The sequence below is a fragment of the Bradyrhizobium sp. genome, assembly GCF_050014615.1.
Taxonomy (GTDB): Bacteria; Pseudomonadota; Alphaproteobacteria; order Rhizobiales; family Xanthobacteraceae; genus Bradyrhizobium.
Genome location: NZ_JBEKCZ010000065.1, coordinates 1 through 12,256, shown reverse-complemented (window position 1 = coordinate 12,256; position 12,256 = coordinate 1). Strand labels below are relative to the sequence as shown.

Genomic DNA, 12,256 nt, shown 5'->3' with positions numbered 1-12,256 from the left:
GCCCACCTCCCTGGAAGCAGATATGGCCAAGTCGAAACCGCTGATGGCAAAATCATCCGTGACCGATCACGCGAACGAAGCCGTCCAGTCGGCCTTGCGTACGCTGGATGCCGAGGCCGGCGGCGTCGCCGCGATCTCGGCCGCGCTTCGAGCCGATCTCGGCACGTCGTTCGCCGCCGCCGTCGAACTCGTCCGCAACGCCAAGGGGCGGTTGATCGTGACTGGGTTGGGCAAATCCGGCCATATCGGCCGCAAGGTCGCGGCGACCTTCGCCTCCACCGGCACGCCGGCGTTCTTCGTCCACGCCGCGGAAGCCGGCCATGGCGATCTCGGCATGATCACCGCCGACGACGTCATCCTGGCGCTGTCATGGTCGGGCGAGCAGCCGGAGATGAAGACCCTCATCACCTATGCCAAGCGCTTTCGGATTGCGCTGATCGCGATGACCGCGGACGGCGAGTCCACCCTGAGCAAGGCGGCGGATGTCGCGCTGACGCTGCCGAAGGCCCGCGAGGCCTGCCCGCATAACCTCGCGCCCACCACCTCCTCGCTGATGCTGCTGGCACTGGGCGACGCGCTGGCGATCGCGCTGCTGGAGGGCCGCGGCTTTACCTCGGTCGATTTCAGCGTGCTGCATCCGGGCGGCAAGCTCGGCGCCATGCTGAAATATACCCGCGACCTGATGCATACCGGCGATACCGTGCCGCTGAAGCCGCAGGGAACCAGAATGTCCGACGCGCTGGTCGAGATGTCCTCGAAAGGCTTCGGCTGTGTCGGCATCGTCGATAGCAGCGGGCGGATCACCGGCATCGTCACCGACGGCGATTTGCGCCGCCACATGCTGCGGCCAGATTTGATGACGGCATTGGTCGATGACGTCATGACCAAACAGCCGAAGACGATCAGCCCCGATTTGCTCGCCAGCGAAGCGCTGGAAATTCTCAACTCGTCGAAGATCACCGCCCTGATCGTGACCGAAGCCGGCAAGCCGGTCGGCATCATCCATCTGCACGACATATTGCGCGCGGGCGTGGTGTAGTCTTGTCGTCATTCCGGGGCGATGCGAAGCATCGAGCCCGGAATCTCGAGATTCCCCGATGCGCAATTGCGCATCTGAGGTCTGGTCCTTCGGACCATCCCGGAATGACGGCTAAGCCACCGGAAACCGCGCCGCCTTCTCCTCCAGCGGCAAATCCAGCCCGTTCGCCAGATACGACACGGTGCGATAGAAACCACACAGCAGGATGATCTCGAAAATCTTCGCATCGTCGTAATGCGCCGACAGCGCCTTGAATTCGTCGTCGCTGAGCGTAGCCCTGACATGCAGCGCATCGACGGCCGCGATCAGCGCCTGCTCGCCTGGCGACCAGCAGGGCGCGGCAGCACCCTCCAGCACCGTGGCGCGGACCTGCTCGGCGGTCAGATGCGCGGCTTCGGCGAAGGCGGCGACATGCACGCCCCATTCGTATTCGCATCCGGTCCGCGCGCAGGTACGGTCGATGACGATTTCGCGTTCCCGCAGGCTGAGCGGGCCGCGGTCCAGCAGGCTGCCGGCGCGGAATTTCTCCCAGGCCCGCGCGTTGGAAGCGACCACCCGAAACAGCATCAGCGGCGGGGCGCCGCGCATGATGCGGTCGAACTGCGCCTGAATCTCCGGTGCATAAGGCGGTTCAAGTCCGGCAATTCGCGACATGGCCTGCTCCTGTGCTACAATAAACGTAGCGACATGCTACATTATCTGTAGCATACCGCAAGATACCAGAGCATGATCCGGAAAAGTGGGAACCGGTTTTCCCTCGCGACAAACGCCAGAGGCGTTTGCGCGGAGATCATGCTCAAACAAGAAGATGAACGACGAGACGCGAGATATGGGAAATCCGATGTCGAAACCGACCAAACCCCCGGCCAAGCGCGCGGTGCGCGGCTCACGCACGGGCCGGCCGATCATGGCACTGCTCGACCTGCTCGGGCGGCGCTGGAGCCTGCGGATATTGTGGGAACTTCGCGAGGGATCGCTGACCTCGCGCGCCCTGCGCACCGCCTGCGATGAAGCCTCGCCGACGGTGCTGCAGGCCCGCTTGTCGGATCTGCGGCAGGCCGACCTGGTCGAACTCATTCCCGGCGACGGCTATCGCCTCACGGCCCAAGGCCGGGAATTGCAGGAAAACTTCCTGCCGCTTTATCGCTTTGCCGAGCGATGGCGCACGCGCAAACCCGGCTGAGCGCCAACCCAATCCGGACTCAGGCCGCCGCCACCGTCAGGCTCGCGCCATCGGCCTGCACGATCCTGACCCGGTTGCCGGCCGGCGTGTCGGGACCGGCAACGCGCCATATCGTATCGTCGATCCGCACCGTGCCTGCGCCGTCGATGATCGGCTTTTCCAGCGTAAACACCCGGCCGACCAGCGCATCCGCGCGCTTGTTCAAAAAAGGATTGCTCTTGCTGACCGCGCTATTGGTGCGCGCGACGCGCCGCCACAGCGGCACCGCGGCGGCGGCGAAAATCGCGAACATCAAGATCTGCAACTGCCACGAAGGATCGAACGCAAACGACAACAGCCCGACCAGCAGGGCCGCGAGCCCGAGCCAGAACAGGAAGACGCCGGGCGCCAGCAGCTCCAGCGCCATCAGGATGATCCCGAAGATCAGCCAGTTCCAGGTGCCCAGCGTGGAAAACATCTCGCTCATGGTATGGTTCCCCTAATCCCGCAGCAAGTTCTAGCCCGGCGGCGGTACCGGCGGAACGACGCTGGCGCCGGCGCTCGGTACCGAGGCGCGGCGCGCGGCGGCCTGCGCCGATATCGCGCTCTCGCCGAAGGTGGCCTTGGCGATCTCGCCGATGCCGGCCAGCGATCCCAGAATGCTGACCGCCTCGATCGGCAGCATGATGATCTTCTGGTTCGGTGACTCAGCCAATTGCCCGAACGCCTTGATATATTTGTCGGCGATGAAGTAGTTCAGCGCAGCGACGTCGCCTTTTGCTATGGCTTCAGAGACCATCTGTGTCGCCTTGGCCTCGGCTTCCGCGGAACGTTCGCGCGCCTCGGCATCGCGGAACGCGGCTTCGCGGCGGCCCTCGGCCTGCAGGATCTGGCCCTGCTTGGCGCCTTCGGCGCGCAGGATTTCCGATTGGCGCTGGCCTTCGGCCTGAAGAATGTCGGCGCGCTTGACGCGCTCGGCCTTCATCTGGCGACCCATCGCCTCCACCAGATCGGCCGGCGGCACGATGTCCTTGATCTCGATGCGGTTGACCTTCAATCCCCAGGGCGAGACCGCGGCATCGACCACCCGGAGCAATCGCTCGTTGATCTCGTCACGATGCGACAGCACCTGGTCGAGGTCCATCGCGCCCATCACCGAGCGGATATTGGTCATCGTCAGCACGATGATGGCCTGGTTGAGATTGGAGACCTCGTAGCTCGCCTTGGCGGCGTCGAACACCTGAAAGAAGGCGACGCCGTCAACCGTCACCGTGGCGTTGTCCTTGGTGATCACTTCCTGCTCGGGGATGCTGATCACCTGCTCCATCATGTTCATCTTGCGACCGACGCGGTCGAAATAGGGGATGATGATGTTCAGCCCCGGCGCCAGTGTGCGGGTGTATTTTCCGAACCGCTCGATGGTCCAGTCATAGCCTTGCGGCACGGTCTTGATGCCGGCAAACAGCGTGAAAATAACCAGGAGAACAAGCGCAATCGCGAAAATATCGAAACCGGTCATAAATCCTCCAAGGCGGGACCGACGGCGCCCGCACCAATTCCCCGCCACAAGCTATTTCAGGGGGGGCCGCTTGCATTTTGTCGGCGGAGCCACAGCGCCGGTTCAGCCGGCCGTTCTTACACCAGATTCCTGCACCAGGTTCTTGCACCAACTAGCTATGTATTCGTTTGCCGGGTTCCAGACGATCGCGGTCCCAACGCGGCAAGTGGCTCGTCGGCTTGAGGAAAACGCCCGACCTGATGGAAGGTGAATATTATTCGATCACCTCGTCGGCGGTCGCCGTCATATCCAGCCCTTATATCCAGCCCTGGAGCTCCCGCAGCACGAGCTGGCGAATGACATCCATGCCGGGATCGCTGTCGTTCAGGCAGGGGATGAAGGCGAATTGCTCGCCGCCATTATGCTTGAAGATCTCGGCGTTTTCCTGCGCGATTTCTTCCAGCGTCTCCAGGCAATCGGCGGAGAAACCGGGCGTGACGACGGCGACGCGCCGCACGCCATCCTTCGCCAGTTTCTCCATGGTCTTGTCGGTGTAGGGCTGCAGCCAGGCGTCGAAGCCGAAACGCGACTGGAATGTCAGCATCAGCTTCGAGGAATCCAGCCCCATGCGCTTGCGTAACGCGTCGGTGGTCGCGACGCATTGCGCCTGATAGGGATCGCCCTGGTCGATGTATTTCTGCGGCATGCCGTGGAACGAGGCCACGATCAGCTCCGGCTGGAACGGCAGGCTCGTCAGATGCGCGTTGATCGAGACCGCCAGCGCCTCGATATAATCGGGATCGTCGTAATAAGGCGGCGTCACCCGCAGCGTCGGCTGCGCGCGCATGTCGCCGAGCACGCGAAACACCTCGTCGCACACGGTGGCGGAGGTCGCCGCCGAATATTGCGGGTAGAGCGGCACCACCAGCAGCCGGTCGCAGCCCTGCGCCGTCAAGGCGTCGATCCCTGACCTGATGGATGGGTTGCCGTAGCGCATCGCCCAATCCACCACGACGTGGTCGTGATCCGATATCGCCGCGGCAAGCTTCTCGGATTGCGCCCTCGTAATGGTCTTGAGCGGAGATTCGTTGTTCTGCGTGTTCCATATCTTCAGGTAGTCGCGCGCCTTGCGGCGCGGGCGGGTGCGCAGAATGACGCCGTTGAGCGCCAGCTTCCACAGCAGCCCCTGGTTTTCGATCACCCGGGGATCGGACAGGAACTCCTTCAGGTAAACCCGAACACCCCTGGTATCCGCGGTGTCGGGAGTGCCGAGATTGACCAGGAGGACGCCGACCCGCTGCGGTTTCGCCTCGGCTGCAACCCTTGCGCTTTCGATGGATACGACCGTTGTCATGATGTCACTGGCTTCGCGCGTTGGACCAACCTTGTCAAGATAATGGGTGTTTCGATACTGTCACCCATCCGGGCACGATCTGGAACGATCCTGCTCCAACAAAAAGACCGCGCGTCGAGGGAAGCCATGACAGTCGCCGAGTGGTGTGTTTTCGCTACCGTGATGCTCTATTTGCTGACAATCGTTCCGATCAAATGGATCGGATTTCGCCGCTACAATAATTCGAGGCCGCGCGACCCCGCATTTTATGACGATCCACTGCGCGCCCGCGCGCTGGGGGCGCATCAGAATGGCATCGAGGCCTTTCCGTTCTTCGCCGCCGCGGTGTTGCTGGCGGAATTCCGCGCGGCGCCGCAGAATTTGATCAACGAACTCGCGGTGCTGTTTCTGATCGTGCGGATCGCCTATGTCTTCACCTACCTCGGCGACCGCCCCCGGCTGCGCTCGATCCTCTGGAACATCGGCTTCGCGATCAATATCGCGATATTCTTCATGCCGATGCTGCGTGGCTTCTGGCCGGTGTAGAACGGGCTTTAAAATGTCGTCCCCGCGAAAGCGGCGACCCATACGCCGTGCCGTTTGTTTTGAGAGACGCTATTCAACGACTTTCGCGTAGCCCCTGCTGCCTGTCCCCGCTTTCGCGGGGACGACGATGGCATGGCGCGTTCGCATGCATCAGACACACCTCCGCCTCCCGCGGCGCAATGCGCCCGGGTTGTGCATGAAACTTCCGCCCAACAGAGGGTGTGGGAAATGCCGGGTGCTCGACGCACCCCAAATCACCGCACCCGAAAAACACGGGCTCATCATCCATCAAGCAGTTCCTCGGGGTAAAGCGGACTTGTACTGAGGGTTAAGAAAGAAACAGCATTCAACCAACTCAAGGCCTCCAATGCGGCAGATCGCGAGATCTGCCTCGTTTTTACGCTCGCAGCGCGAGGGGTCCCATTCCCTCAACCAACCACGTTTAAGCAAATCAGAAGCCTTTCATGATCAGATGGAGCATTGAGCAATCGCGCCCGCAGGCTTGCATCCCGATGCCGCCCATATTTATTAAATATATTCGGAAGCTGGATGCGGTTCACCGCAAGCTGTCCCGGCTCGCTTCCGTCGTGTGGTACGATCTGTCCTGGCGCTTTGCTCCGCCCGGCACGTTTCGCCAGCGTTTCGAGCAGGCCATCGCGACCATGCCCCAGGGCATTTGTCTCTACGACGCGCAAGACCGCCTGCAACTTGTCAACGAACAGTTCTGCCGGATCTACCATCAGCAGATGTCGACCTTGCGCATGGGAATGCGCTTCTACGACATCCTCGCCGACAGTTGCGCCCGCGGCAATTATCCGGGTCGCACGGTCGACGATCTTTATCGCGAGCGGAAGGCGCAGATAGACCGGCGCCGGCCCGATACCTTTCTCCAGGAGTTAGGTGATGGCCGCCTGATTGCGATCTACCACCAACCGCTTGAGGACGGTGGATGGGTTTGCACCTATGAAGACATCACGGAAAGACGCCGCTCGGAGTCCCGTATCAAGTTCCTCGCACAGCATGATGTCCTGACTGAACTTCCCAATCGGCTGCTGTTCAACGAACGGCTCAATGAAGCCCTGGCTACCGCGCGCGAAGATAGCCCGCGCGCGCTGCTTTGCCTCGACCTTGACGGTTTCAAGGACGTCAACGACCGTTTTGGCCACGCTGCCGGCGATTTGCTGCTGAAGGAAGTCGGCAGGCGGATATTGACCGATCTTCGCAAAGGCGACACAGCCGCCCGATTGGGCGGCGACGAATTTGCCGTGCTTCTGCTGGACGTTTCGGCCGCCGAAGCGGTCGCCACCGCACAACGCATCACCATGACGCTGAGCGGCAACTACCTGCTCGACGGGTTTGGTGAGGCCAGCGTCGGCGTCAGCATCGGAATTGCCTGCACACCGGCCCATGCCAACGAGCCTGAAGCCATCCTGTCGCTGGCCGACAAAGCCCTTTACGCAGCCAAAAGCGCCGGTCTTGGGGTGCCACGCCTTTTTGACCATTACCTGACCCATCAGACCGATCAGGAATCGCTGCTTCCATTGCCGTCGCGAAAGCGGCGGCAGGAGTCGTCCGGAATGCAGATGTTGCGGGATGCCGCCAACCTCGCCAATGACCTGCGCGTGGCCATGCATGCCGGGCATCTCAATCTGAATTACCAACCCATCTACGAAACAGCGACGAGACGGCTGGTTGCCTGCGAAGCGCTGTTGCGCTGGAACGATCCGGTGCGGGGACCCGTTTCGCCGATCGACTTTATCCCTGCAGCCGAGGACAGCGGCTTTATCGGGCCGCTCACGGAGTGGGTGCTGTCGCGCGCGTGCCAAGAAGCAACAACCTGGCCCGACTCCGTCCAAGTCAGCGTCAATCTCTCCCCTCTTAGTCTGGAACAGCCGACGCTGGTCACGACCATCGCACGAATTCTCGATCATACCGGACTCCCTCCCCGACGGCTTGTCCTGGAACTGACCGAAGGCCTGCGCCTCGAAGGATCCGACAGCGTTCGCGTGACTTTGCTGGGGCTGAAAGCCCTCGGCGTGGAATTGTGGATCGACGACTTTGGATCCGGTAATGCCAATTTGAGCTATCTTCAGCAATTGTCCTGCAGGGTCATCAAGATCGACCGAAGCTTCCTGCAGCAACATGACAAGCGACGAGAGCTTATCGGCGGCATGATTTCGCTGGTCCAGGCCTGCGGCTTACGGGCGGCTGTGGAAGGCGTCGAGACCACCGAGCACGACCAGCTGTTACAGGAACTCGGCTGCGACCTGTCACAAGGTTTTCTCCTGGCCCGTCCGATGTCGCCCGAGAAGTTACGAGCCTTGTTCCCTGCGCAAAGCTCGATGCTGCGATCGGCCTGATGGGCCGGCGTCGGGTGCTGTCTAAAAACACGTTACAAGGGTCAACCGACAAGCCTCAATCCTGATTGGCCGGCAGGAATCCGCTGGCCTTCAGGACCGCGGCGGCAGGAGCGGACGATATAAAGCTGATGAATGCCCTGGCGGCGTCTGGCTCTCTACTGGTCGCGGTGATACCGGCGGCCATGACCGTGGTGTTCTGAATCTCGCTGGGCAGCGGACCCGCCAGATCGACGCCGGGCGCGAGAATGATTTCGGTGATCTGGCCGATCTGCATTTCGATTTCACCCCGTGCAACCCCCAGGAAGACATTCTCGGGAACATCGCCCTCGGATCTGTCGGGTCTGAGCTTCGGCTTCAGATCCTCGGCCAGGCCGAGCCGTTCCAGCAGGCTCGCGGTGTAAATGCCGGACGTTGAACCGGTTACCGGATCGCGGTACCCGATCGACCGGGCGGCAAGCAAAGCTCGTTTGAACGCCTCGACATCGCTGATATCCGGTTTGGGCGCTCCCTTGCGCACGGCTACGCCGAGCGCGATTCCGGCGATGTTGACGAAGCTCCCCGCGACGACCTTGCCGTTACTTGCAAGCTTTTGCAGCTGCGATCTGGATACGATGACCACATCCGCGGCATCGCCCTTCGCAATCCGGCCGGCAATGGCGCCCGCCGGGCCATATTCAATCATGGCCGTGTTGCCGGATGATTTTTGAAAATCTGGAAGGAGTTGGGATAGCGCCGCTTTCAAGGAGCCCGATGACAGCACCCTGATGTCGGCGGCATCCGCGGTGCCGCAGGTGCGCATCGCTGCCAACAAAGCAACCGCAGCGAACGCGATCCTGAGATAGCTCATGCGGGTCTCCTGCCATTCCAGATTGGATGTGGTGCCACCAGCGCGGCGGTTCACGGTTTTGTCTGCATCGAAAGCCGGCCGAGCAGGAGCGACAGATCGTCGGTCTGATCGAGCCCCCACAGCGCCTGCAGGATGGCATCGGTCCGCTCCCGTGGCCAGCGCTGGCCCACATTGCCGCGAAATTTCCGTTCCACCTCGGATCGGTTCATCGGCCGTTCGGCGAAACCCGGGGCATAATCCACCTCGCGCGAAATCCGCTGCCCGTCGGCGAGGATCGCCGTCACGCGGGTGGGCGCGGCTCCGACCCGCGCGGTGAGATTGGGGTCCTCGCTGACTTTGATCTTCTGCATGAAGGCCAGGATGCGTGGATCACCAAACAGTTCCGGCGCGAAGCTGTCATTGGTGATGTCACCGTCGAACATCGCGCGCGCCGTGATGTAGGGCAGGCTGTGGTCGGCGGTCTCCCTGGTTTTGGGCGACCATTTTTCAGCCTCGCTGCCGGTGCGTTGATAGCCGCGCTGTGTGGTTGCGATCTCGATCGCGGCAATGCGATCGAGCAATCCCACTTCCCTGGCCACCTCGATCGCGGCCACGATGGCGGTCTGGGTGTAGATCACAGCGGGATAGGGTTTGATGGCGCAGCGATGGATCAGGAACGGGATATCGCGCCGGCCGAATGTATCGGGGTCGACGTCCCCCGGGCCGGACACCTGCTTGAAGAAGCCGGATTGTCCTTCGAAAATCGGAGCCGGGCCGGTCAGGCCGCCGCGCGCCAGACGGGCCGCGAATACCGCATTGCGCGCGGCTTCGGCGTCGGCGAAGCCCTTCCAGTCCGACAGCGTCTGCACCCGGGTCTGGGCCATCGGGATATGGTCGTTGACCGCGATATTGACCGCCTGCGTCAGTTGCGCGGGCTTGAGTTTCATCAGCTTTCCCGCCGCGAGCGCCACGGCCGGAAGACTCATGACCGGCGGATCCCAGCCGCGCGTCGTGATGTCGAGGGCGTCGACCAGCCGGCAGTTCACCTCATAGGCGATGATAACGGCGGTAATCAGCTCCCTGGCGCTGGCCCGCTCGGCCTCCGCCACCGCCAGACATGCCGCAATATGGTCGCTGGGATGAACCGAGAAGCGACCGACATAGGTGTCGTTGAAGTCGAAATAGCGGAACGCGGCACCGTTGGCGAAGGCGGCAAGGTCGGGTGTCGTGCGCCGGTCGGTGCCGATAATGGTGGCGTTGCCGCCGGCGCCAAGCGCGACGTCGCGGCAAATGCCGACCGGCTTCTCGTCGAAGGCGCCGATGCCGCATCCGATGGTATCGATCACGTGGGTCTTGACGCGTTCGACCGTCGCGGCGTCGATATCGTCATAGTGCAGGCCGTCGGCATAGGCGGCGAGCCTTTCCGCAAGCGGGCGGACGGGCGACTGCGACGGCGGCGGGGCCGGATGGCTCTGCGCGCGCGCGATCCGCGAAACCGCCGGCAATGCGGCAGCGCCCGCGGCCAGATGCAGAAAACCCCGACGCGGGAGCTTCATGGCGTCTCCTCGGATATCAGGCAGGTGTTTTTCACCTTGCCTTGGGCAGGTTTTGCCTTTGGGCCAATTTCGAACGGCAATAGATGGCTTGCCAGTTTACCGCGAAGTCAGGTGCGGCGTCTGCTGCTGGGGCCACGGATTTCACGGAACGACTGCCGTCACTGCTCCGATATGCGGACTTGGCAAGTTTCGGAATCTCCATCCTTGCGATGTCCGCTGATGAAGCTTCACGGACACTCCACCATGATCTTGTTGGCGAACATCGCACCATAGTTCGAATTGTCGCCGCTGGTGAAATTCTGCTCGCCGAGCATCTTCGCATTGGCTGAGCCGTCGTTCGGCCGCTGGAATTTCATCTGGCAGGCGCCGGGGGCGCCGACCAGCCGGACCGGATCCTGGTCGGCGAAGGTGAAGTCGATGAAGAATTCGGGATCGAATACCTCCAGCACCAGCTCCCTGGCTTTCACCGGCATCTTGAGCGGCAGCGTGAAATGCAGCGTCAGCCTGGTGTCCTTGTACTCAAGGAAATAGTCGACCGGCTCCTCGAACTTCTGCTTCCTGCCGTCGGCCTTGGCAAAGGTGAAGAAGCCGAATTCCTTCAGCGATTCGACATTGGTCTGCGCCAGCGGCGCCAGTTCTTCGTGGCTGTAGACGCCCTTGGTCTTGGTCTCCAGGCCCTGCAGCGCATAGGTCGAGAACATGTCGTCGAAGGTCCAGGCGTGCCGCACGCCTGTGATCGAGCCATCGGAGGCATAGATCAGCTCGCTGGTCGCTGTGATCCAGACATGCGGATGCGCCTGCGCTGTCCCCGTGCCGAGCGCCAGCGCGCCGGCCAGCAGCAGCAAGCCCCATAGCAGGCGGATCGCCGGGTTCACGTCAGGCCGCCCCTCACGTCAGGCCGCTTCGGGGGTTTCGAGCAGGCCACGGCGGCGCAGCAGCGCATCGGGCTCCGGCTCGCGGCCGCGGAACGCGACATAGGCGTCTTCCGGATCGCGCGAGCCGCCCGACGCATAGATGTCGTCATGCAGGCGCCTGGCGACCGCGGGATCGAAGATATTGCCGGCCTCCTCGAAGGCGCCGAACGCGTCGGCATCCATCACCTCGGACCACATGTAGCTGTAATAGCCCGACGCATAATGATCGCCGGAAAAAATATGGCCGAATTGCTGCGGCCGGTGCCGCAGCGAGATTTCCGCCGGCATCCCGATTTTTTCCAGCTCGGCCCGCTCGAACGCCCGCACATCCCGGCTGGCGGCAGCCGGCTGGGTGTGGAATTCGAGATCGATCAGCGCCGAGGCGACGAATTCCACGGTGGCAAAGCCCTGGTTGAATTTGCGCGCGGCGATGAAGCGCTTCAACAGATCGTCCGGCAGCGGTTCGCCGGTCTGGTAATGCCTGGCGAATTGCCGCAGCACCTGCGGCTGCTCCTGCCAGTGCTCGTACAGCTGCGAGGGCAGTTCGACAAAATCGGTGAACACGGATGTGCCCGACAGCGAGGGATAGGTCACGTCCGACAGCATCCCGTGCAGGCCATGGCCGAATTCATGGAACAGGGTACGAGCGTCGTCCGGCGACAGCAGCGAAGGCTCGCCGTCGGCGCCCTTGGAGAAATTGCAGACATTGATCACCAGAGGAGCGATGTCGCCGTCGAGCTTCTGCTGGTCGCGCAGCGAGGTCATCCAGGCGCCGGAGCGCTTCGAGGGCCGGGCGAAGTAGTCGCCGTAAAAAAGCGCCTTGTGCCGGCCCGCACGATCCCTGACCTCCCAGACCCGCACGTCCGGATGCCAGACCGGAATATCCTTGCGTTCGGTGAAGCTGACGCCGAACAAGCGGGTCGCGCAGTCGAAAGCGGCATCGATCATGTGGTCGAGCGAGAGATAGGGCTTGATCGCGGCATCGTCGAAATTGGCCCTGATCTGCCGCAGCTTTTCGGCGT

General features: G+C 62.3%; 12 protein-coding genes. 4 read left to right on the top strand and 8 right to left on the bottom strand.

The genetic code is table 11. The annotated features are described in order from the left end of the window. Positions 1 to 22: 22 nt before the first annotated feature. Positions 23 to 1,039: a KpsF/GutQ family sugar-phosphate isomerase gene (locus ABR948_RS12870; RefSeq protein WP_428118063.1), complete on the top strand. Its 1,017-nt coding sequence runs from the start codon at positions 23 to 25 to the stop codon at positions 1,037 to 1,039. 111 nt (positions 1,040 to 1,150) lie between these two features. Here the strand turns inward: ABR948_RS12870 and ABR948_RS12865 are convergent, their stop codons facing one another. Continuing rightward, positions 1,151 to 1,693: a carboxymuconolactone decarboxylase family protein gene (locus tag ABR948_RS12865; protein ID WP_428118061.1), complete on the bottom strand. Its 543-nt coding sequence runs from the start codon at positions 1,691 to 1,693 to the stop codon at positions 1,151 to 1,153. Between the two features lie 187 nt (positions 1,694 to 1,880). On the opposite strand from ABR948_RS12865, the gene ABR948_RS12860 reads away from it, so the two are divergent. Next, positions 1,881 to 2,222: a winged helix-turn-helix transcriptional regulator gene (locus tag ABR948_RS12860; RefSeq protein WP_428118058.1), complete on the top strand. Its 342-nt coding sequence runs from the start codon at positions 1,881 to 1,883 to the stop codon at positions 2,220 to 2,222. Between the two features lie 19 nt (positions 2,223 to 2,241). Here ABR948_RS12860 and ABR948_RS12855 read toward each other — a convergent pair whose 3' ends face one another. The 3 genes from ABR948_RS12855 to hemH all read right to left on the bottom strand — a co-directional run bounded on the left by ABR948_RS12855 (position 2,242) and on the right by hemH (position 5,053). After that, positions 2,242 to 2,688, bottom strand: a complete 447-nt coding sequence (locus ABR948_RS12855; RefSeq protein WP_428118056.1) for an NfeD family protein — start codon at positions 2,686 to 2,688, stop codon at positions 2,242 to 2,244. Between the two features lie 30 nt (positions 2,689 to 2,718). Next, positions 2,719 to 3,720: an SPFH domain-containing protein gene (locus tag ABR948_RS12850; protein WP_428118053.1), complete on the bottom strand. Its 1,002-nt coding sequence runs from the start codon at positions 3,718 to 3,720 to the stop codon at positions 2,719 to 2,721. A gap of 295 nt (positions 3,721 to 4,015) precedes the next feature. Next, on the bottom strand, positions 4,016 to 5,053 hold the full coding sequence (hemH, locus tag ABR948_RS12845; RefSeq protein ID WP_428118051.1) for a ferrochelatase: 1,038 nt from the start codon (positions 5,051 to 5,053) through the stop codon (positions 4,016 to 4,018). 126 nt (positions 5,054 to 5,179) lie between these two features. Between hemH and ABR948_RS12840 the strand changes: the two genes are divergently transcribed. Then, positions 5,180 to 5,578, top strand: a complete 399-nt coding sequence (locus ABR948_RS12840) for an MAPEG family protein (protein WP_428118048.1) — start codon at positions 5,180 to 5,182, stop codon at positions 5,576 to 5,578. Between the two features lie 464 nt (positions 5,579 to 6,042). Beyond that, positions 6,043 to 7,938: a putative bifunctional diguanylate cyclase/phosphodiesterase gene (locus tag ABR948_RS12835; RefSeq protein WP_428118045.1), complete on the top strand. Its 1,896-nt coding sequence runs from the start codon at positions 6,043 to 6,045 to the stop codon at positions 7,936 to 7,938. A gap of 55 nt (positions 7,939 to 7,993) precedes the next feature. Here the strand turns inward: ABR948_RS12835 and modA are convergent, their stop codons facing one another. The 4 genes from modA to ABR948_RS12815 all read right to left on the bottom strand — a co-directional run. Beyond that, the gene (gene modA / locus ABR948_RS12830) at positions 7,994 to 8,785 is read right to left on the bottom strand and encodes a molybdate ABC transporter substrate-binding protein (RefSeq protein WP_428118042.1); all 792 of its coding nucleotides are present in this window, start codon (positions 8,783 to 8,785) and stop codon (positions 7,994 to 7,996) included. Positions 8,786 to 8,835: 50 nt separating this feature from the next. Beyond that, positions 8,836 to 10,320: an MmgE/PrpD family protein gene (locus tag ABR948_RS12825; RefSeq protein ID WP_428118039.1), complete on the bottom strand. Its 1,485-nt coding sequence runs from the start codon at positions 10,318 to 10,320 to the stop codon at positions 8,836 to 8,838. Positions 10,321 to 10,547: 227 nt separating this feature from the next. Further along, positions 10,548 to 11,195, bottom strand: coding sequence for a DUF1007 family protein (locus ABR948_RS12820; RefSeq protein WP_428118037.1), 648 nt, complete (start codon positions 11,193 to 11,195; stop codon positions 10,548 to 10,550). Between the two features lie 18 nt (positions 11,196 to 11,213). After that, positions 11,214 to 12,256 (bottom strand): M3 family metallopeptidase (locus tag ABR948_RS12815; protein ID WP_428118034.1); only part of this gene is annotated, 1,043 nt, incomplete at its 5' end.